Genomic DNA, 20,350 nt, shown 5'->3' with positions numbered 1-20,350 from the left:
GACCTCGGGGACACGCCGTCGGAGCGTATCCGCGGAGATGAGCGCGATCGCGTACCAGTGCCCGCTTCCTCAAACGGCGCTTCGAGGAGAAATCGTTCCCAGCCGGGTACTCGTCCATCCGGCAGGCGACGCGAGGTGGGCAGGCGCTATGCGGCGCCTGACCGTTCCCGCCTCGCCCGGTCTTCCGCTCAGCGCGGCTTGACGAACTTCAGCGTGAAGCGGTCGCTCTCGCCGATCCCTGCGTATTTGGCGCGATCGACGTCCTTCAGCGCGAGCGTCGGCGGGAGGGTCCACACACCATTGGGATGATCGTGCGTGTCCTTGGGATTGGCGTTGATCTCGCTTTCGCCGGCCAGCTTGAACCCGGCCTCTTCGGCAAGCTGCACCACCGTCGATCGCTTGATGTAGCCGCTTTTCTTTTCCAGCGCGGTGTCCATCGTTTCGGGTAGGCGGTGGTCAGTGATGCCCAGCACCCCGCCCGGCTTCAGCATCGTGAAGAACGCCTTGAACGTGCGCGCGGCCACTGCGGGATCGTCGTTCATCAGCAGATTGTGCACGTTGCGAAAGGTGAGCACCACGTCGGCGCTACCGGCCGGAACGGTGCTGGTGCCGGTGGCGGGATCGATCGTGGCGACCGTCGCCGGGCCGAACCACGCCTGCTTCGCCGTCAGCATCTTCTGAGCGCTGTCGACGCCGCGCTGGTTGACCAGCGCGACATAGCGGCCCCTGCCCTTGGTCATGGGCGCGAGGATTTCGGTGTACCATCCGCCGCCAGGGCTGAATTCGACGATCGTGTCGGTCGGCTTCACGCCAAAGAAGGCGAGCGTTTCGGCGGGGTGACGATATTGGTCGCGTTGCCGGTTGGCGGCGCTGCGTTGCGCATCATTGACGGCGCTGCTGATGGCGCCTGAGGGTTGCGGTGCGGTGGGCCGTGCCGTCTGGGCGGAAACCGCCGCGGCGCTGGCAAGCAGGACGGTCGCAATGGCGATGGTGCGCATTATCTTTATCTCTCCCGGCAAGACGCTGGTGGGGTGTGGAGGCAAGTGAATGTCAACGCAAGCGATGCTGTACGGGGTGGCGGCATCATGCGCAGCGGCGGCCGCGGGCGCGGCCTGGGGCGATCGGCGCCGGACGCAGCGGCACGATCCCGATGCCGTGGGCGTGATCGACTGGCGAACGGTGCAGCTGATCGCGATCGTCGCCGGGCTGGTGGTGGCTGCATTCGCCGTGCGCAGTTGATGATGCCGCCACCAATGGTCTACCGAAATTAGGTCCATTTCCGACCGGCTGGAGCGGCATCTCCGTTCCGGCGCGGTATGCCACCTCGCGTGTTGGCGGTTGAGGGCAAGTGATGCGGCGATTGGTGGGACGCGCGATCGAAAAGGCGCGTTTATGGCGCTGGCAACGCGATCCGCTGCATAGCCTGGCGCTGCGTCGCTGGTTACGGGAACGCTACCGGGTTGACGTCGGGCTCTACACGTACGGCTGCTTCGATCCGTGGCGGATGCCAGGCCCGCTGGTGATCGGGCGGTACTGTTCGATCGCCAAGACGGTCCATTCGGCGCCCATCAACCATCCCATTGCCGCGATCTCGACCCACCCGGTGCTGTACGAGCGGCAGTTCGGCGTGGTGGATGCCGACCTGCATTATGATTCACCGCAGGTCATCGAGGACGACGTGTGGATCGGCCACAATGCGGTGATCCTGCCTGGATGCCGACGGATCGGCCGGGGCAGCATCATCGGGGCGGGGGCGGTCGTGACCCGCGACGTACCGCGCTATGCGATTGTCGCCGGCAACCCCGCGCGCGTGCTGCGCGAGCGCTTCACGCCGGAGGTTCAGGCCGTGCTGGAGCGAAGCCAATGGTGGCAGATGGATCTCGCGCAGCTGCGTGACTTGGTCCTGCGCGACCCCGGGTTCGTGTTTGATCCGGCGGGGCGCGCGCACGTCGCCACGGCGGCGGGGCTGGCGAGCGCCGCATGAGCACGATGATGGAGGTCAGCGTGATCATCCCGCATCATGATGATCTGGCGGGGCTTGATCGCTGCCTGGATGCGTTGTCGCGGCAGACCATGGCGCGCGACCGGTTTGAGATTATCGTGGCCGATAACATGAGCATGTGCGGGGAGGACGCCGTGCGTGCGCTGGTGGCAGGGCGAGCGCGGGTGGTGTTGGCGCGGGAGCGCGGGGCCGGGCCCGCGCGCAACGTCGCCGTCGCGCATTCACGCGGCGCGGTGCTTGCCTTCACCGATGCGGATTGCGTGCCGGCCCCCGGCTGGCTCGAGGCGGGATTGGCGGCGCTATGGGATCATGACTTTGTCGGCGGGCAGGTCGATGTGCTGATCGACAATGACGGGGAGAAGACCGGGTCGGAGGCGTATGAGGCGGTCTTCGCCTTTCGCAACCGGCGCTATGTCGAGCAGCAGGGTTTCTCGGTCACGGCCAATCTGTTCTGTCGCCGGACGGTCTTCGCCGCTTCTGGTCCGTTTCTCGCCGGCACGTCGGAGGATCGCGACTGGTGCGTCCGGGCGCGGGCGCTGGGATTTCGGATTGGCTACGCTCCGGCAGCGGTGGTGGGGCACCCCGCGCGCGGCGACTGGCCAGCGTTGCTGTGCAAGTGGCGCCGGCTCAACGCGGAGATGTTCGCCTTTGCCCGCGAGCGGCGGGGCGGGCGGTTGCGGTGGTTCGTGGCAAGCGCAGCGATGCCGGTGTCGATTCTGGTGCATGGGCTACGCATCCTGACCAGCCCCGCGTTGACCAACTGGCGGGAGCGCCGGCGTGGTCTCGCGACGCTCGCGCGGTTGCGATTGTGGCGCTGTGCCGACGGCATGTTGCGGCTGGTGGGCGCACGCCCGTGACTGAGGTCGCAGTGTGTATCGTGTCGTTCCGTGATCCGGCGCTGGTCGCGCAATGCCTCACGGCGCTGGCCCGTTCGACGTTCACCGACTTTGCGGTGGTAATCTGCGAGAATGGCGGGGCAGCGGCGCGGCGTGCGTTGCAGGACCGGTTGCCCGCGACGCTGCCCGGCGGGCAGCCGGTCACGGTCGTCCCACAGTCCGACAATCTGGGCTATGCCGGCGGGGTGAATGCCTGCATCGCCGCGCGGCGCAACGCCGCGGCCTGGTGGGTGCTCAATCCGGACACGACGCCGGAACCCGCTGCGCTCGCCGCACTGGTGACGCGACTGGGGCGGGGGGATTGCGACGCGGTGGGCGGCATCCTGTACCACCCGGGTGGCCGGGTGCAGGCCTATGGTGGGCGCTGGTACCCGGTGTTGGCGCGGGCGACCTCGATCGGGGTCGGCGCTTGGATCGATGCGCCGCCCGATGCGGCCCGGGTCGAGCGGGACATGAACTATCTGCTGGGGGCGTGCATGCTGGTCAGCCGTGCCTTTGTGCAGACCGCCGGGCCGATGCGGGACGATTATTTCCTCTACGCTGAAGAGATCGAATGGTGTCTTCGCGCGCAGCAGCACGGCCTGCAACTTGGCTTCGCGCCGGACGCCCGTGTCTGTCATGGACAGGGTGGCACCACCGGCTCCGCCACGGCTATTCGGCAGCGGCCGCGGCTGCCGATCTTCCTTGATGAGCGCAACAAGCTGCACGTGGTGCGCGATACGACGCCGGCGCACCTGCCGATCGCGGCGCTGTCGGCGCTGATACTGGGTGCGGCACGCTTCGCCCGGCGCGGGGCGGTGCGACAATGGGGCGACGCGCTGGCGGGATGGTGGGCGGGCATCCGCAATCATCGTGGCGCGCCCGAGTGGATCGCCTGACGAGCACCAGTCTCGTCGCGCAGTAGGTCGGGCACTTCCCGAACAGCAGCTGATTCAAAATATACCGACCGGTATGAATAGTTGTTGACCGACACCGGCAGCGTCTCTATACCAACCGGTACACAACAGCTGCTCCCGTATCATCGGCCATGATGCGGGGACGGCGCCGAGGATGCCTGGCGACCGACGCCGGGAAGATCAACTGTTCAGATTGCCACCGCCCGCCCGTCGCTCGCGCGACGGTGCCCGGTCGCGCGCCCAACAGGGCAGAAGGGAAGCATCATGGCCTATCTCGCCTTCAACACTATCGACGCTGCGCTTCCGCTGGCGCCGATCGCCGATCCGATCCCCGCCAGCACTGCGCGGGACGATCGCTATGCCGATGATGCCCGCTTCGGCGCGTTGGAATGGTCTGTCATTGCGTTGGCGCGCAATGATCGGCTGTCATCCTTGCGCGAGCCAGGTCGCTTGTCGGTCGCGCTACGGGCGGTGATGCGGCAGAACAATCCCCGTCTTGCCGACGAGCGGCTTGAGGCGTTGCGGCGGATGGCGGTGCTCGCCTGGCACCAGAGCTTCCAGGTTGCGGCAAGCGAGCTTCGCGCCTTCTTCGACGCCGGCTTCACCCATGGCCAGTATGAAACCATGATGGCCAGCATCGCGGCGGCGCGCACACAGCGCCGCCGTCGCCGCTGAGTGCATCCGCCTGGGCGCTCGTGCGTTGGGTGCGAGGGTGATCGATGCGAGGAGCATCACGCCCCGACGGGGTCCATCAGTCTTGATGTAGTCGCGGCATGGTCGCTGCTGCGGATGGTGCGCTGTGCGCCAGTATCGCGATTAGATACGACATGATCTGCATCAATATAGAAGGTGATCGACGTTACATCTGATGTGCGCGACGACAGGATGCGATCTGCGCTTCTTCTTCAATCTTTAGGGGCTGGTCGGGCAAGTTTTTGATTTCATCGGATTGTGTCGGGAACGGGCCTGCTATTGCACTCGTTAAGGCCGCATTCCTCAGGAGGATGCAATGGCCGACACGATCGACCCGGCGCGTGCCGACGACGCGCCGCTTTCCACATCGAAACACCGCGGTGCTGCCGTGGAGGCAGCGGGCAATGCGACGCTGCCGCATCCGGCGGACGGCAATGCCGATACGCTGATCGGGCGCACCGTGACGATCCGGCGCCCGCGCGCCGAACTATTCGCCTTCTGGCGAGACTTCACCAACCTTCCCCACGTGCTCGAGAATGTCGAGCGGATTGAGGTGCTGGACGACCGCCGCTCGCACTGGACGGTGACCGCACCGGGCGGGAACACCGTCGAATGGGTGGCGGCAATCACCGACGAAAAGGAGGGCGAGTATATCGCCTGGGCGTCGGAGGAGGGTGCGGACGTGTCCAACAGCGGGCGCATCGATTTCCGCGACGCACAGGGCGATCGCGGCACGATCGTCACCGCGACGATCCTTTATGATCCGCCCGCCGGGCTGATCGGCAAGGTCATCGCCAAGATGTTCCAGCGCGAACCCGCCATCCAGGCGCGGCGCGACCTGCGTCGGTTCAAGCAACTGATGGAAACCGGCGAAATCGCCACCGGCGCGCGCAACCGCCGCCTTCTGGACGAGGGGAAGAACTGATGCGAGCATTGGCCTGGCACGGCAAGCATGACGTGCGCGTCGACACGGTCGACGATCCGGAAATCCTCAACCCGCGTGATGCAATCATCAAGATCACCTCGACGGCGATCTGCGGGTCCGACCTTCACCTGTACGACGGCTATATCCCCACGATGCAGTCGGGCGACATCCTGGGCCATGAGTTCATGGGCGAGGTGGTCGAGACCGGCCCGAGATCGACGTTGAAGAAGGGCCAGCGCGTGGTGGTGCCATTCACCATCTCGTGCGGCGCCTGCTACCATTGCAGCAAGCACCAATATTCCGCCTGCGACAACGGCCTGCCCGCCGACAACCAGGATCTGGGGCAGGAGATGTATGGTCAGCCCATGGCGGGCCTGTTCGGCTACAGTCACCTGACCGGCGGCTATTCGGGCGGCCAGGCGGAATATGTCCGCATCCCATTCAGCGACGTCGGCCCCATCGTGGTGCCGGACGGCGTCCCCGATGAGAAGGTGCTGTTCCTGTCGGACATCCTGCCGACCGGCTGGATGGCGGCGGAAAATGCCGAGATCGAACCGGGCGACACGGTGGCCGTGTGGGGCTGCGGGCCGGTCGGCCTGTTCGCGGTACAGTCCGCGTTCCTGATGGGCGCGGCGCGCGTGATCGCAATCGATCACTTCCCGCGCCGGCTGGAACTGGCGAAGAAGTTCGGCGCCGAGACGATCAACTTCGAGGAAACCGCCACTTATGAGGCGCTGATGGAGATGACCGGCGGCATCGGGCCGGATGCGTGCATCGATTCCGTCGGCCTGGAGGCGCACGGCCTGTTCGTCGACAATGTGATCGACCAGATCAAGGCGTCGACCTTCCTCGGCACCGATCGGCCGCACTCGATCCGCCAGGCGATCCTTGCCTGTCGCAAGGGCGGGCGGGTGTCGATGCCGGCGGTCTATGGCGGCTTCGTCGACAAATTCCCGCTCGGCGCGTTCATGGAAAAGGGGCTGACGCTCAAGACCGGTCAGACCCACGTCCAGCATTATATGCCCGGGCTGCTCAACGCGATCATGGAGGAGAAGATCGATACGACCTTCCTGATCAGCCACACGCTGCCGCTGGAAAATGCCCCGGACGGCTACCGCATCTTCCACGACAAGCAGAATGAAGTGACCAAGGTGGTGTTGAAGCCGGGCCTTGAGCGGATCGAAATCGACCTTTGAGGAGAGGTGCCATGGCCAATAAGCTCGCCCTTGTTACCGGCGCCTCGACCGGCATCGGCTTCGAACTTGCCACCATCGCGGCCCGGGAAGGTCATGACCTGATCGTGGTCGCCGATGAGGAACTGATCCATGCCGCCGCGCGCGACTTCGAGCAGTTCGGCACCAATGTCGTGGCGGTAGAGGCGGACCTTTCCACGCTGGAAGGCGTGGACGCCGCGCTCGCCGCCGCGGCGGGGCGCCAGATCGACCTGGTCTGCGCCAACGCCGGGATCAGCAAGGGCGGGCCGTTCCTCGACGAAAGCATCGAGGATTGGCGCCATTCGATCGACACCAACGTCACCGGCACCGTCTATCTGCTGCAGAAGAGCCTGCGCGACATGGTGGCGCGCGGATCGGGCAAGATCCTGGTGACGGGATCGATCGCCGGCTACATCCCCGGCAGCTTCAACGCGATCTACAATGCGACCAAGGCGTTCATCGACAATTTTACCGAGGCGCTGCGCAACGAGATCAAGGACGTGGACGGCGTGACGCTCACCACGTTGATGCCCGGGCCGGTGGACACCGAATTTTTCGCCCGCGCCGACATGCTCGACACCTCCGTCGGGCAGAGCGAGAACAAGTCCGATCCTGCCGACGTGGCAAAGGACGGCTGGGACGCGCTGATGGCCGGCAAGGGGCACATCGTGTCGGGCCTGAAGAACAAGATCCAGGTGTTGGGCTCCGGTGTCGTGCCGCAGTCGGTGCTGGCGGAGCGGCATCGTGCGATGGCCGAGCCGGGATCGGGCAAGGAATAATCGCCGCGCGGTGATCCTCGCCGCTGGCTAAAGCGCCGCGATCCTGGCCTGGAGACGAGCCACGATCGCGGCCACCAGCGCAGGATCGACCGCCGCCCATCCGCCGAAATCCAGCGCGACCCGCCGCGCCGTGGTGAACGCGGAGAAACTGGACAGCAGCAGCAATGCCTCAAGCCGGTCCTCCTGCGCCGGTTCCGCGCGGCCGCCGATCGCCGCCACCAGCCCCGCGACCAGCGTCAGCCCCGGCTCCCACAGATCGCGGTACAAAAGGTCATGCGCCAGCCCCTTGTGGTTCATCTCGCGCATCATGAACGTAGCCCAGCTGTCGTCCTCCGCAACGTCGAGCAGCATCCCTGCGAGCAGCGACACCACTTCCTGCAACGCCGCGCGCGCTACATCCGGTGGCATGGGCATCCCCGCCTGGATCGCCGACACACCGGTCAGCATGCGCGCGCGATAGCGCTCCACCACATGTTCGGCACAGGCGCGGTACAGGCCTTCCTTGCCCCCGAAATGATAGGTGATCGCCGGCAGCGCGACGCCAGTCCTCGCGGCGATCTCGCGCGTGCTCGTCCCTTCGAACCCGTGTTTGTTGAACAGCGCCAGCGCGGCGCCGATCAGGCGCTGCCGCGTCTCCGCGCTGCTGCGATACGGGCCGCGCGGCGCGCGCGGGTGAGGGGGCGAGGTGCTGGTCACGCCACCCTCCATACGGCCCACCGGGGTTGCGTGACAGCCCATTGCAGCATATCAAATCCTATCGAACGATCGGAATTGTATATGTCAGTCGCGCATCAGGGCTATCAGGTGGATTACGCGAACCCGGTGGGGGAGGCGTCGCTCGTCCCGCCGACGTCGCCGCAATGGCGCGTGTTCAAGAACCCGGTGGCGATCGCGGTCGGCGGGGTGGCGGCGGTGCTGCTGGAGTTCGCCGACGCGCGGATCCGCTCGGGCGTGTGGGACCATTCCACCTACAAGGTTGATCCGATCGGCCGCTCGAAGCGGACCGGTGTTGCTGCCATGGCGGGCGTATTCGGGCCGGCGAGCACGGCACGGCGGATCATCGGCGGGGTCAATCGCATGCACCGCAAGGTGACCGGGGAGACGCCCGGCGGCGAAGCCTATCGCGCGCTTGATCCCGAGTTGCTGGACTGGGTCAGTGCCACCGCGGCCTATGGCTTCCTGGAGGCCTATCATCGCTTTGTCGCACCGCTCAGCGAGGCGGAGCGACGCGCCTATTACCGCGACGGCGAACCTGTGGTGCGGCTGTACGGCGTAGAGAACCCGCTCACCAGCGACGAGGATTTCTTCGCCATGCTGGATCGCTTGCTGCCCCGGTTCAAGCCGCACCCGATCAACCTGGAATTTCTGGCGATCATCCAGTCGGGGAAGGCCGCGCCGGCCGTGCCGCGCTTCCTTCACCAGGCGCTCGCCCGTGCGGCGGTGTCGCTGCTGCCGACGGCGGTGCGCCAGCGACTGGAGCTTGGCGCCGACTATGATCTGCGGCGCAGCGACCGGCTGATGCTGCGCGCAGCCGGCACGCTCGCAGACCGGGTGCGCGACCCGCGTTCGCCCGCGTGGCAGGCGGCACGGCGGCTCGGCCTGCCGGGCGATTTCGCTTGGCGCTCGCCGCGCGCGCAGGCGCGGATGCTGGGCCACGCCGGGATCGGCACACAGGCCGCGCCCGCCACCTGACACAGGTGTCAGGCGCTGCGCCCTGCGGCGCTGCTAGTAGAACAGGATGAAGACGCCCGAAAAGGGCGCTTGAGCTTTGATCGGGGAGAGGATCGATGACCGCAATGGGCCGTACGCGCCGGGCGATGTATTTGGGCGCCAGCATCTTGGCGGTGATGGCAGGCGCCGCGCAGGCGCAGGACGCGGCGGCGGGCGCGCCCGATGCCACCGCGCCGGCGCAGGAGGAAGCGCCGGCAACGACCAGTCAGCAGACACGGCCAAGTGACGCCGCGCTCGGCGACATCGTCGTTACGGCGCAGCGGCGCGCGGAATCGATCAACCGGGTCGGCATTTCGGTGCAGGCGCTGGAGTCCGAGACGCTGCAGGAATTGCGCGTCCAGAACGTGCGTGACCTGACCGCGGTCGTCCCCAGCTTCACCGTCGCGCAAAGCTACCAGGGCGTGCCCACCTACACGCTGCGCGGCATCGGCTTCAATTCGATCAACCTGTCGGCCCAGTCGACCGTCGGCACCTATGTCGACGAGGTCGCCTATGCCTATCCGATCATGAACACCGGCCCGCTGATCGATATCGAGCGGGTCGAGGTGCTGAAGGGGCCGCAGGGTACGCTCTACGGCCGCAACACCACCGCCGGCCTCATCAACTTCGTCACCGGCAAGCCGAGCGAGGATGCGTCGGGTGCGATGTCGGTCGATGTCGGCAACTACCAGACCTTCAATGTCGGCGGCTATGTCACTGGCCCGATCGCCGAAGGTATCCAGGGCCGCATCGGCTATCGCGTCGATCTCAGCAACGAGGGCTGGCAGATCAGCAACAGCCGCCCCAACGAGCGGCTTGGCCGCGTGAAGCGGTACGGTGTGCGCGGCTCGCTGGCGGCGCAGCCGGGTCCGTTCGAAATCGACGTGTCGGCCACCTATTGGGTCAACAAGTCGGACACGGTGGCGGGCCAGGCGATCGGCTTCACCCCCGCCACGACGCCGGGCAGCGGCGGCGCGGCGAGCAACTTCAACGCGCCCGGCGCGGCGGCCTATATCGCAGCCAACCGCCCGACCAGCGGCAGCCAGGCGGACTGGGCGCCCTATGCCCGCCGCTCCGCCGACATCGGTCGCGGTGCTGGCCTGAAGGGGCCGCTGGCCGAGGACAATTACTTCATCGGCCTGAAGGCGCGCGTCCAACTCGACATTTCGGACAATGTCCGCGCGGTCTCGCTGACCGGCTATAACGAGTTCGATCGCAAGGCGACGTTCGACTGGTCCGGCATCCCCAACGAGGTGCTGATCCAGGAGGCGGACGGTAACATCAAGAGCTTCGCGCAGGAGCTTCGCGTCGAGGGCGATGGCCCCGGCTTCAACTGGCTGGTCGGCGGCTATTACGCCAAGGACAAGATCCGCGACACGAACCGCACGCTGCTGGGCGAGAATGCCAATTCCGCGCTGCTCCGCTTCGCGACGTCGCAGTTGATCAACTCGCCGATCAACACCTTCGGCTATACGCTGGCCGATGCGGCGACGACGTTCCGCACCTATCGTGACGAAGGCGCGTTCGACACGACGACGTGGAGCATCTTCGCCAATGGCGACTATGCCTTCTCCGACCTCGTGAAGCTCACGCTGGGCGCGCGCTACACACAGGATCTGCAGAAATTCACCGGCTGCTCGCGCGATTTCAACGGCAGCATGCAGACCAACATCAACCTGTTCAACCGCGGCCTCTATCAGCAGCTGTTCAACCCGACGCAGCCGCTCGCCGCGCCGATCGGCCGCAACGACTGCAACACCTTCAATCCGGCGACCAACAGCTTCGGCATCGTCAACTCGCGGCTGGACGAGGACAATTTCGCGTGGCGCGCAGCGCTCGACTTCACGCCCAACGCGACGACATTGTTCTACGCCTCGATCTCGCGCGGGTATAAATCGGGCACCTCGCCGATCAACGCGGCCAGCAACGCGGCGCAGAACCTGCCGGCCAAGCAGGAGCGGCTGACCGCCTACGAAATCGGTGCGAAGCTCGGCTTCCTCGATCGCCGCGTGCAGCTGAACGTCGCCGGCTTCTATTACGACTATAAGGACAAGCAGATCAGCGCCTATTTCGCTGATCCGATCTACACCGCGCTCGCTCGGCTGGATAACATTCCGAAGTCGGAGGCTTATGGCATCGAGGGCGAGCTGACGGTCCGCCCCGCCCGCCCGCTGACTCTGATGGCGAACGCCTTGTGGCTGAAGACGCGGATCAACGGCTATGTCGGCACCAACGCCGCCGGCCGCCCGCAGGATTTCGACGGTGCACGCTTCATCTACAGCCCGGAATGGACGCTGTCGGGCACCGCGCTGTTCGACCAGCCGGTCAATGACGATGTCAGCTTCACCGCCAATGCGAACGTACGCTGGCAGTCGCGCCAGACGACGATCTTCGAATTCAATCCGCTGTACGACATCAAGCCGTACGCGGTGGTCAACGCTGGCTTCGGCGTAAAGGCGGCGGACGAAAGCTGGGCGTTGAACGTCTGGGGTCGCAACCTCTTCGACGAATATTACTGGAACGCGGTCGCCAGCAACGCCAACATCGTCGTGCGCTTCCCCGGCCAGGTCCGCACGTACGGTGCCACCGCGACCTTCCGGTTCTGAGGCGTGGAGAGAGGAGCGGGAGAGGCATGACGAACTTGCCGCCGACATTCGGTGAGGCACTGGCGCGGCACGCGGCGGAACGGCCGCAACAGGTGGCGCTTCGGTTCGAGGACCGGGTGACCGATTATGCGACCTTCGATGCCCATGCGTCGCAGATCGCCAACGGTCTGCTGGCGATGGGGCTGAAGCACGGTGATCGCGTCGTCTATGTCGGCAAGAACAGCGACTGGGCGGTCGAACTGGCGCTCGGCACCGCCCGCGCTGGCATGGTGCTGGTGCCGATCATCTGGCGGCTGGCCCCCGCTGAAGTGGACGGCATCCTGGCCGATTCCGGTGCGCAGACGCTGTTTGTCGAGCCGGCCTTCGCCCGCGACTTTCCGGCCGCGCAGGTCGTGGTCATGGATGACGGCTTCGCCCGCTGGCGCGACGCGCAGAGCAGCACGCCGCCGCCGGTGACCGTCACCGAGAACGACGTGGTGCTCCAGCTCTATACCTCGGGCACCACCGGCGCGCCCAAGGGCGTGATGCTGAGCCACGCCAACGGCATTCAGCAGCGGCAGAAGCAGATCGACGCGCGTATTGACTGGCTGCTCGCCGACCCGGGCGACACCACGATCATCGCCATGCCCTACGGCCATATCGGCGGCGTCGGTGTCGCGCTTGGCGCCGTCAACAGCGGGCAAGAACTCATCATCCACGCCGAATATGATGCGGGCGCGGTGATGGACGCAATCGCCGAGCATGGCGTGCGACGGCTGTTCCTGGTGCCGGCCGCGATCGGCCTGATGCTGCAGCATCCCGCGGCAGCGACGGCCGATTTCTCCTCGATCGAGACCCTGTCCTACGGCGCCAGCCCGATCCCGCTGCCGCTGTTGCAGCAGGCGGTGGAGCGGATCGGCTGCGGCTTCGTCCAGGTCTATGGCATGACGGAGACGTGGGGCTCGATCGTCGCCCTCCCGCCAGAGGATCACCTGCCCGGGCGCGAGCACAAGATGACCGCCGCCGGAAAGGCGCTGCCTGGCGTTGAGCTGAAGATCATCGACGAGGATGGCAACACGCTGCCGCCCGGCGAGATCGGCGAGATCGCGATCCGCAGCCCCAACAACACGCGCGGCTATTGGAACAAGCCGGAGGAAAGCGCGAAAGCGCTGATCGGCGATGGATGGCTGCGCACCGGCGACGCGGGGATCCTCGATGAGGAGGGCTATCTCTTCATCCAGGATCGCATCAAGGACATGATCATCACCGGCGCGGAGAACGTCTATCCCGCCGAGGTGGAAAGCGCGATCTACGGCCATCCTGCGGTGGCGGACGTCGCCGTGATCGGCGTTCCCGATCCCAAATGGGGTGAGGCGGTGAAGGCGATGGTGGTGCTGAAGCCGGGTGCCGAGTGCGACGGCGACGCGATCATCACCCATGCCCGCGAGCGGATCGCCGGTTTCAAATGCCCCAAGAGCGTCGAGTTCATCGAGGCGCTGCCGCGCAATCCGTCGGGCAAGATCCTGCGGCGCACACTGCGCGAGCCTTTCTGGGCCGGCCACGAACGGAGAGTGAATTGACGAGCTTCGCACGCACCGACGAACAGCGGATGCTGGCCGAGACGCTGGACGTTGCCCTTTCGAACGGGGCCGACTGGCAGGCGGCCGTGGTGGACACCGGGCTCGGCCAATTGGGCGTGTCGGCGGACGAGGAGGGGCTTGGCACCGACCTGCGCGATGCGGCGGTAGTTGCGGCTGCCTTCGGGCGTGCGAACGCTGCGTTGCCCTGGGCGGAACATTGGGTTGCGACCCGGTTGGGTGCGCGGGGGGAGAATGGCCCGCGTGCGGATGCCGACGTCGCGGCGCTCGCGCGTGCAAGGGAGCCGCGCGAGCGCCAATGGGCCGAGGATGCGCTGACGGTGCTGCATTGCGCGGAGATCGTCGGCCTGTGCCGGACGATGCTGCGCGACGCCGCGACCTTCTCCAAGGAGCGCCGCCAGTTCGGCGTCGCGATCGCCAGCTTCCAGTCGCTGCGCCATCGCATGGCGGACATGGCGATGATCCTTGAGCAGGCAGAGGCGATCACGGCTGCTGCGATCACCTCGTTCGACGGCGATGAGACCGGCCGTGCGCGGGCGGTGTCCGCCGCACGCGTGGTTTGCGACGACGCCGCGCGCCTGATCGGCGAGGGCGCGGTGCAGATCCACGGCGCGATGGGGCTGACCGCCGAGTTGCGGCTTGGCGGCTATTTCCGCCGCGCGCGCACGCTGGCGCAAGGCGACGGCACCGCCCGCCATCACCTGCGACGCTACGCCGCCTGACGAACCCCCTGATCCGGTCTTAACGGGCGTCCGGGCGTCGCGCGGACGCCCACCAGGTCCAGCCGGTTACGCCGCCGCTCGCCGCGCCGAGGCCAGCGAGCCAGTAACCATCGCGCACGTCGATCACGAAGACGAGCAGCGCGGCGAATGCTGCCCCGGCGACAAGGCCGCCCGCAATATAGGCCACCGCGCTTTCGCGATCATGGCGGGCCAGCCACGCCGTGAACGGCAGACCGATCAGCAGCGCGCCGCCCGCCACGATCGGCGCTGCCACCAGAAGCGGCGCGATCGCCAGCAGCAGCGAGGCCGGAACGTCGGTGGCGCGCTCGACCCGGGTAAGGCCCAGCAGCGCGAAGAAGGTGGAAAAGAGCAGATAGGGCGCCGCCCCGACGAGCGCGCCGGCGAGTACCGATTTGGCAAAAGCCCGTATCATGCCCCATCACAACAGGTGCGCGGCCAAACGGCAACATGCCTCGGCGCGGGCGACAATTTCCGAGGGATGGGCGCACCGGTCACCATGTGTGGGTTATCCGGGGGAGGGGTGAAATGCCAGTCGAGGCGCTAGACCATGTTCAACTTGCCATGCCGCCCGGCGGCGAAGATGCGGCACGCCGCTTCTACGCCGGACTGCTCGGTATTCCCGAAGTTCCCAAGCCCGCCCATCTCGCCGGGCGCAGCGGCTGCTGGTTCGAACGCGGCGCGCTAAAGATTCATCTCGGCGCGGAGCAGGACTTTCGCCCAGTCCGAAAAGCGCATCCCGCCTTCTTGGTTACCGATCTCGACGCCCTGATCGCAAGCCTTGCCGATGCTGGCTTCACATCGATCGAGGACGAGCCGCTCGAGGGGTATGACCGACGCTACGTCACCGATCCGTTCGGCAATCGGATAGAGCTGATGCAGCCCTGCGGTGCCGCGATGATGATCGACGATAGTGCGTCAGGCAGCGCCGAATGAGCGCGCCTGCTGAACCCGGCGGCGCCTATGATCCGGCGACGCTGGCCTTCTATGACGCCGAGGCGCCCGAATATGTTGCGAGCGGCAAGGATGGTGTCAGCCGCTGGCTGCCGCAGTTCATCGACATGCTTCCCGTCGGCGCCCGCGTGCTTGAACTGGGCTGTGGTGGCGGCCGGGACGCGGAGGCGATGCTCCTCCGCGGCCTTGATGTTGAGCCGACGGATGGAAGCGCAGCGATCGCCGCAAAGGCGCAGCAGAGGCTAGGTCGCCCAGTCAGGGTGATGCGCTTCGACGAACTCTCCAGCGTCGAAGCCTATGACGCCGTATGGGCGAGCGCCAGCCTGCTGCATGTGCCTTTGGGGAAGTTGCCCGCTGTATTGGGCCGGGTGTTCCGATCGCTGAGGCCGGGCGGTCTGCACTTTGCGAGCTATAAAGCGGCCGGAACGCCGGGCCGCGACCATGCCGGCCGCTACTTCAATCACCCCGACGGCAACGCGCTGGTCGCGGCCTATCAGCGCAGCGCGAGTTGGGAACTGCTGTCTGTCGTCGAATATGTGGGCGGCGGCTATGAAAGCGGGCAGGGACCATGGATCGCGCTCACCGCCCGGCGGCCGGTCGGCCCGGAAGCGGCAGGCGAAGGGCTGGATCGTCCTCACCTCTTGAGCCTTCCGGCGCATGCGGATCGATGATCCCGTCACCGTTCTCGCCGCCGCTCGCCCCGTGAACCGTGGAAGGCGACGGTTTCCCGGTCAGGCCGCCTGATCCACCACGACTCGCGCGATCAGGTCACGCTGGATCTCGTTCGACCCGGCGTAGATGCTGGCGGCGCGATTGTTCAGATATTTGGGCATGGCGATCGCGATCGCGTCGGGCGCGTCCTCGTGGTCGCCCTCCCAGCCGGCGGCGATTTCCAGCGCCAGCAGGTCGATCCGCTGCGACGCCTCGGTGCCCAGCACCTTCAGCATCGACGGCCGCACCGCATCGGCAGGCCCGCCGCCTTCCAGCCCGGCCAGCTCGATCGCGCGCAGCGCGTCGACCGCGATCGCCTCGCGCGCCAGCCGCTCGCGATTGCCCTCTTGGCTCAGCCAGCCGGTGGCCTGCGCCGCTTCGCGCACCATGTCGAGGAACGCGGCAAGGCCCGGCGCATAGCGGCCCGACCGTTCGAAGGTCAGAAGGTGCTTCGCCACGGTCCAGCCGTCATTCTCCTCGCCCAGCCGCCCGCTGACGGGGACGCGCACGTCGTCGAAGAACACCTGGTTGAATTCATGCTCGCCGGCCAGCGTGTGGATCGGCGACACGGTGATGCCCGGCGTCTTCATCTCCAGCAGCAGGAAGGTGATTCCGGTCTGCGGCCGCCCCTCGGTGCTGGTGCGCACCAGGCAGAACATGCGGTTGGCGAAATGCGCATGCGTGGTCCAGATCTTTGAGCCGTTCAGCACGTAATCATCGCCGTCGCGCACGGCGCGCAGCTTCAGCGAGGCGAGGTCCGATCCGGAGCCAGGCTCCGAATAGCCCTGGCACCAGCGATCCTCGCCCGACAGGATGCGCGGCAGCAGCGTCGCCTTCTGTTCGGGCGACCCGTAGTGCATGATGACGGGCGCCACCATTTTCAGCCCCATCGGCGACAGGCCGGGAGCATGAGCGCGGGCATATTCTTCCGCCCAGATATAGCGCTGAATCTCATTCCAGCCGGTGCCGCCATATTCGACCGGCCAGTCGGGAGCGGCCCAGCCCTGCGCGTGCAGGATGCGCTGCCACGCGTCGGCGACATCGGGGTGCAGGAATACGCTCGTCCCGCGCCGGGCGCCGCGGCGCAGCTCGGGCGTCAGCTTCTCGGACAGGAAGGTGCGCACCTCATCACGAAAGGCGCGCGCGTCTGCGCTGTTCAGGCTCTCCATGCCGCCACCGTGCGCGCGGCGCGCCGGCCATGCACCTGACGCTCTTGTCAGGGAGCAGGCTTGTCAGGCGTGCGGGCCGAGGAAGCCGTGACCAGTGGCGATCTGGATCATCCGCGCGCGCGTGGTCGCGCCCAGCTTCTCCGCCGCGTTGCGCAGGTGGAAGCGGACGGTGGAGACCGACAGCGACAGGATCGTGCCGATCTCGGCATTGGTCTTGCCCGCCGCGGCCCAGCGCACGCATTGCGCCTCGCGCGCGGACAATTGCCCCGGCGGCGTGCGCACGCGCCGCATCGTCAGCTCGGTATGCGCGGCGAGCAGGCGATAGGCGAGCGCGAACATCGGCTCCGCCCATTCGGCAAAGATCGCCGGCATGTCGACCGGCTGGGTCGCGACCCACAGCACCGTGCCCACCTGTCCGCCCGCCAGATGCACCGGCGCGATCAGTGCGCCCGTAAAGCCGAATTCCTCCGTCACCCGCGAACAATCGATCGCCTCGAGCAACCCGGTCGCGCGCCACGATCCCAGCCGCCCGTCGGCATACCAGATCGGCTCGGCAAAGATCCGCGCGGCGTGAAGGAAGCTGGATCGCAGCGCTAGGCTGCGGTTGCGCCAATAGGTGTCGTTGGCGCACACCCACGGCATCCGCTCGGCATAGGCGCGGCCGTCGCGATCGGCCATCGGCACCGGATCGCCGAGGTCGCTCTGCGCCGCCACATAGGGGAGGCCGACGCGCGCGCCATAGGCGACTACCTCGCTCGCCAGCGCGTCCACATCCTCCCACGACAAGGCTGCCGATCGATCCGACTGCATCTGTGCTCCCGCTCCCTGCCGCTGCGCTAGCCGCCCGCAATGGTGGCGACAAGGGCAGGTCTTGCGCTCGTCCGCGGATCACGCGATGGAGGGGCGTAACTATAGTTATGGTACGGAGGGGAAAGCCATGAGCCAGGATTATTCCGGCAAGCACGTGTTCGTCGCGGGCGCATCCAGCGGCATCAATCTGGAGATCGCGCACAGCTTCGCGCGGGCGGGCGCAAAGGTGACGGTGCTGAGCCGCAGCGCCGACAAGATCGAGGCTGCCGCGCAGGGTATCCGCGACACGGGCGGCGAGGCACTCGGCATCGCCTGCGACGTGCGCGACTATGAGGGGCTGGAGGCCGCCTATGCGCAGGCGAAGGCCAAGTTCGGTGCGATCGACGTGCTGATCTCGGGTGCGGCGGGCAATTTCCTTGCGCCTGCGGTGAAGCTGTCGGCCAATGCCTTCAAGACCGTGGTCGACATCGACCTGCTTGGCACGTTCAACGTGTTCCGCGCCAGCTACGATCACCTGACCAAGCCGGGCGCATCACTGATCGCGATCACCGCGGGGCAGGCGGTGCATCCGTCCGCGTTCCAGATCCACGCCTGCGCCGCCAAGGCCGGCGTCAACATGGTCACCAAGTGCCTGGCGCTGGAATGGGGACCGGCCGGGATCCGCGTCAACGGCATCTCGCCCGGCCCGATCGGCGATACCGAGGGGATGAAGCGTCTTGGCGGTGATCCCGCGCGCGAGGCGCAGATCAAGGGCCGCCTCGCGCTGCGCGATTACGGCACCAAGTCGGATGTAGCCGAGGCGGCGCTGTGGCTGTCCAGCCCGGCGGCAAAATATGTCACCGGCGCGATCCTCAACGTCGACGGCGGCAGCGATCTGGGCGACGCCAGCGCCAACGCACTCGGCTGATCCACCAACGGCACGCCACCCTTGTCTGTGGGTGGCGTGTCGATCAGTCGCGGCGGGCGGAAATGCCCAGGTCCGCTGGGCCAAAGGCGTCGGGCAGCAACTCCGAAAGGCGATAGCTGGTCAGCGCGTCGCCCTCGGCGCCCGCGCAATGCACGCGGATGTCGCGCCCGCCGATCTGCGCCGCCTCGTTGATCACCTGTCGGCAGCGGCCGCACGGGCGCACCACGTCGGCGCCGACGATCGCGCCATCGCGGATCATGCCGCCCACGACGCCGATCGCCACCACATCGGCCAGCCGCCCCTGTGCGTTGACCGTGGCGATCGCCACCGTTTCCGCACAAAGCGACAGGCCGTAGCTGGCGTTCTCGAAATTCGCCCCGCCCACCACCTGGCCGTCGCTCAGCAGCACCGCCGCGCCGACGCCGAAATTGGAATAGGGCGCATGGGCATTGCGCGCCGCGGCACGGGCTTGGTCGATGAGGGTAGTCGCTTCGTCGTTCATGATGCTGCCACGTTCCAGTTCACGGGACCGTCGATACCGTCGATCCGCCGTATGTCGCTCGCCCGCCACATGCGCCACGGCCGGGCGGCATAATCAGGCTTGAAGAATAGACCGCTCGCCCACACCGGACGGGGGAGGGCGCTCGCCAGATCATAATCGCGCTCGAACGCGCGCGACACCCGGAGCAGCACGGGCTTGCCGGTATGCGCCTCGATCAGCGCCGCGGCGCTGCGCACCTCCTCGATCAGCGTCGCGGCGTCCGGGCGATTGGCGCAATCCTCGGCAAAGTCGAAATCGATCGCCGCGGGCAGCGCCTCCTCATCACGCGGGACCATGGTGTTGAACGCATTGGCCTGGTCGATCGCCGGGTCGCACAAGGACCAGCGGTGCACCGCCCCGCGCCGCATGCCGGCGCCGGCGATTCCCTCCCAATTCTCCTCAAACCGCTGGTCGCGCCGCCGCGCCCCATGCGTCGCGGTGGCATAAGCGAAATCGGCCCCGCCCCCGGCGACGACCTTCCACTCCACTGCGCCATTGGCATCGCTCACGTCGACGCCCTGCACCGCATAGTCCGCCACCGCCGGATGCCATTGAACCGCCGCACGCCAGGCGAACAGCGCGCCAACGACAAGCACGCCGACGAGCAGCAGGAAACGCCTCAACCGAAACAAGATAATCAACCCTTGATGTGAAGCACGCAGATCAGCGTGAACAGCCGGCGCGCGGTATCGAAATCGAGCTCTATCTTGCCCGCCAGTCGATCCTTCAGCAACTCCGCCGCTTCATTGTGAATCCCGCGACGGGCCATATCGATCGTCTCGATCTGCTGCGGCGTGGATTGCCGGATCGCCTGGTAATAGCTGTCGCAGATCGCGAAATAATCGCGGATCGGGCGGCGGAACCGCCCCATGCCCAGGATATGCGCCTCCAGCGGGCTGCCATCCTCGCGTTTGATCTGCAGGATCAGCCGTCCTTCCTCGACCGACAGTGCCAGTCGGTAGGGCCCGGCATAGCCATCGGGGTGCTGTTTCTGCGGGGCGAAGTGATTTCCCTCGATCAGATCGAAGATCGCAATGCGCCGTTCCTGCTCGATATCGGCCGAGCGCCACAGGATCGTGCGCTCGTCCAGTTCGATATCGATGATCCGGGGATCGGCCATCACGACCCGATACTGGCCAACGGCGGGCGCGGCAATGAGGGGTGGGGCAATCTCATCCACAGCTTTCAACGTCCTGCCGGTTCACGCAACGCGCGATCGG

23 protein-coding genes are annotated in these 20,350 nt (G+C 66.7%); 15 read left to right on the top strand and 8 right to left on the bottom strand.

What is annotated here, in order from left to right; translation table 11 throughout:
- Window positions 1–188: 188 nt before the first annotated feature.
- A complete protein-coding gene (locus tag L8F96_RS09125; RefSeq protein ID WP_334655821.1) occupies window positions 189–998 on the bottom strand; it encodes a class I SAM-dependent methyltransferase in 810 nt (269 codons plus the stop codon).
- A gap of 49 nt (window positions 999–1,047) precedes the next feature.
- On the opposite strand from L8F96_RS09125, the gene L8F96_RS09120 reads away from it, so the two are divergent.
- The 8 genes from L8F96_RS09120 to L8F96_RS09085 all read left to right on the top strand — a co-directional run bounded on the left by L8F96_RS09120 (window position 1,048) and on the right by L8F96_RS09085 (window position 7,405).
- Window positions 1,048–1,239, top strand: a complete 192-nt coding sequence (locus L8F96_RS09120) for a hypothetical protein (RefSeq protein WP_125945812.1) — start codon at window positions 1,048–1,050, stop codon at window positions 1,237–1,239.
- A 112-nt stretch (window positions 1,240–1,351) separates the two neighbouring features.
- Window positions 1,352–1,984: a CatB-related O-acetyltransferase gene (locus L8F96_RS18595; RefSeq protein WP_125945811.1), complete on the top strand. Its 633-nt coding sequence runs from the start codon at window positions 1,352–1,354 to the stop codon at window positions 1,982–1,984.
- Window positions 1,981–2,859: a glycosyltransferase family 2 protein gene (locus tag L8F96_RS09110; protein ID WP_241212635.1), complete on the top strand. Its 879-nt coding sequence runs from the start codon at window positions 1,981–1,983 to the stop codon at window positions 2,857–2,859. The genes L8F96_RS18595 and L8F96_RS09110 overlap by 4 nt, the downstream gene beginning before the upstream one ends.
- The gene (locus L8F96_RS09105) at window positions 2,856–3,776 is read left to right on the top strand and encodes a glycosyltransferase family 2 protein (RefSeq protein WP_334655820.1); all 921 of its coding nucleotides are present in this window, start codon (window positions 2,856–2,858) and stop codon (window positions 3,774–3,776) included. The genes L8F96_RS09110 and L8F96_RS09105 overlap by 4 nt, the downstream gene beginning before the upstream one ends.
- A gap of 282 nt (window positions 3,777–4,058) precedes the next feature.
- Window positions 4,059–4,469, top strand: a complete 411-nt coding sequence (locus L8F96_RS09100; protein WP_046411046.1) for a hypothetical protein — start codon at window positions 4,059–4,061, stop codon at window positions 4,467–4,469.
- Window positions 4,470–4,803: 334 nt separating this feature from the next.
- Complete coding sequence (locus L8F96_RS09095; protein ID WP_296218401.1) at window positions 4,804–5,412, top strand: SRPBCC family protein; 609 nt, start codon at window positions 4,804–4,806, stop codon at window positions 5,410–5,412.
- On the top strand, window positions 5,412–6,608 hold the full coding sequence (locus L8F96_RS09090) for a zinc-dependent alcohol dehydrogenase (protein ID WP_334655819.1): 1,197 nt from the start codon (window positions 5,412–5,414) through the stop codon (window positions 6,606–6,608). The genes L8F96_RS09095 and L8F96_RS09090 overlap by 1 nt, the downstream gene beginning before the upstream one ends.
- Window positions 6,609–6,619: 11 nt before the next feature.
- Window positions 6,620–7,405 carry an SDR family NAD(P)-dependent oxidoreductase gene (locus L8F96_RS09085; RefSeq protein WP_046411040.1) on the top strand — a complete coding sequence of 262 codons (786 nt, stop codon included), beginning with the start codon at window positions 6,620–6,622 and terminating at the stop codon, window positions 7,403–7,405.
- 27 nt (window positions 7,406–7,432) lie between these two features.
- Here the strand turns inward: L8F96_RS09085 and L8F96_RS09080 are convergent, their stop codons facing one another.
- Window positions 7,433–8,101 (bottom strand): CerR family C-terminal domain-containing protein, encoded by a 669-nt coding sequence (locus L8F96_RS09080; protein ID WP_334655818.1) that lies wholly within the window; start codon window positions 8,099–8,101, stop codon window positions 7,433–7,435.
- An 81-nt stretch (window positions 8,102–8,182) separates the two neighbouring features.
- On the opposite strand from L8F96_RS09080, the gene L8F96_RS09075 reads away from it, so the two are divergent.
- From L8F96_RS09075 to L8F96_RS09060, 4 genes are all read left to right on the top strand, one after another.
- Window positions 8,183–9,097 (top strand): oxygenase MpaB family protein, encoded by a 915-nt coding sequence (locus tag L8F96_RS09075; RefSeq protein WP_334655817.1) that lies wholly within the window; start codon window positions 8,183–8,185, stop codon window positions 9,095–9,097.
- Between the two features lie 95 nt (window positions 9,098–9,192).
- A complete protein-coding gene (locus L8F96_RS09070; RefSeq protein WP_334655816.1) occupies window positions 9,193–11,721 on the top strand; it encodes a TonB-dependent receptor in 2,529 nt (842 codons plus the stop codon).
- Between the two features lie 26 nt (window positions 11,722–11,747).
- Window positions 11,748–13,280: a fatty acid--CoA ligase gene (locus tag L8F96_RS09065; RefSeq protein WP_334655815.1), complete on the top strand. Its 1,533-nt coding sequence runs from the start codon at window positions 11,748–11,750 to the stop codon at window positions 13,278–13,280.
- Window positions 13,277–14,020, top strand: a complete 744-nt coding sequence (locus L8F96_RS09060; RefSeq protein WP_334655814.1) for an acyl-CoA dehydrogenase family protein — start codon at window positions 13,277–13,279, stop codon at window positions 14,018–14,020. The genes L8F96_RS09065 and L8F96_RS09060 overlap by 4 nt, the downstream gene beginning before the upstream one ends.
- Before the next feature lie 19 nt (window positions 14,021–14,039).
- On the opposite strand, the gene L8F96_RS09055 is transcribed toward L8F96_RS09060, so the two are convergent.
- Complete coding sequence (locus L8F96_RS09055) at window positions 14,040–14,453, bottom strand: hypothetical protein (RefSeq protein ID WP_334655813.1); 414 nt, start codon at window positions 14,451–14,453, stop codon at window positions 14,040–14,042.
- A 113-nt stretch (window positions 14,454–14,566) separates the two neighbouring features.
- Between L8F96_RS09055 and L8F96_RS09050 the strand changes: the two genes are divergently transcribed.
- Both L8F96_RS09050 and L8F96_RS09045 read left to right on the top strand, forming a co-directional pair.
- A complete protein-coding gene (locus tag L8F96_RS09050; protein ID WP_334655812.1) occupies window positions 14,567–14,974 on the top strand; it encodes a VOC family protein in 408 nt (135 codons plus the stop codon).
- Window positions 14,971–15,663 (top strand): class I SAM-dependent methyltransferase, encoded by a 693-nt coding sequence (locus tag L8F96_RS09045; protein WP_125945802.1) that lies wholly within the window; start codon window positions 14,971–14,973, stop codon window positions 15,661–15,663. Before L8F96_RS09050 ends, L8F96_RS09045 begins: the two co-directional genes overlap by 4 nt.
- Window positions 15,664–15,723: 60 nt before the next feature.
- Here L8F96_RS09045 and L8F96_RS09040 read toward each other — a convergent pair whose 3' ends face one another.
- On the bottom strand, window positions 15,724–16,872 hold the full coding sequence (locus tag L8F96_RS09040; RefSeq protein ID WP_334655811.1) for an acyl-CoA dehydrogenase family protein: 1,149 nt from the start codon (window positions 16,870–16,872) through the stop codon (window positions 15,724–15,726).
- Window positions 16,873–16,935: 63 nt separating this feature from the next.
- Window positions 16,936–17,682, bottom strand: coding sequence for a helix-turn-helix transcriptional regulator (locus L8F96_RS09035; RefSeq protein WP_334655810.1), 747 nt, complete (start codon window positions 17,680–17,682; stop codon window positions 16,936–16,938).
- 127 nt (window positions 17,683–17,809) lie between these two features.
- Between L8F96_RS09035 and L8F96_RS09030 the strand changes: the two genes are divergently transcribed.
- A complete protein-coding gene (locus L8F96_RS09030) occupies window positions 17,810–18,589 on the top strand; it encodes an SDR family oxidoreductase (RefSeq protein ID WP_334655809.1) in 780 nt (259 codons plus the stop codon).
- Window positions 18,590–18,632: 43 nt separating this feature from the next.
- Here the strand turns inward: L8F96_RS09030 and L8F96_RS09025 are convergent, their stop codons facing one another.
- Genes L8F96_RS09025 through L8F96_RS09015 form a run of 3 tightly spaced genes read right to left on the bottom strand, consistent with a single transcriptional unit; the run spans window position 18,633 to window position 20,250 of the window.
- Window positions 18,633–19,091 carry a cytidine deaminase gene (locus L8F96_RS09025; RefSeq protein ID WP_334655808.1) on the bottom strand — a complete coding sequence of 153 codons (459 nt, stop codon included), beginning with the start codon at window positions 19,089–19,091 and terminating at the stop codon, window positions 18,633–18,635.
- Entirely contained in the window at window positions 19,088–19,762 is a 675-nt protein-coding gene (locus L8F96_RS09020; RefSeq protein WP_334655807.1) for a GH25 family lysozyme, read from the bottom strand. Before L8F96_RS09020 ends, L8F96_RS09025 begins: the two co-directional genes overlap by 4 nt.
- A 5-nt stretch (window positions 19,763–19,767) precedes the next feature.
- Entirely contained in the window at window positions 19,768–20,250 is a 483-nt protein-coding gene (locus L8F96_RS09015; protein WP_334655915.1) for a UPF0262 family protein, read from the bottom strand.
- Between the last annotated feature and the right edge of the window lie 100 nt (window positions 20,251–20,350).

This window comes from Sphingomonas panaciterrae (assembly GCF_036890205.1).
Classification (GTDB): domain Bacteria; phylum Pseudomonadota; class Alphaproteobacteria; order Sphingomonadales; family Sphingomonadaceae; genus Sphingomonas; species Sphingomonas panaciterrae.
This window is presented reverse-complemented; position numbering and strand designations above follow the sequence as displayed.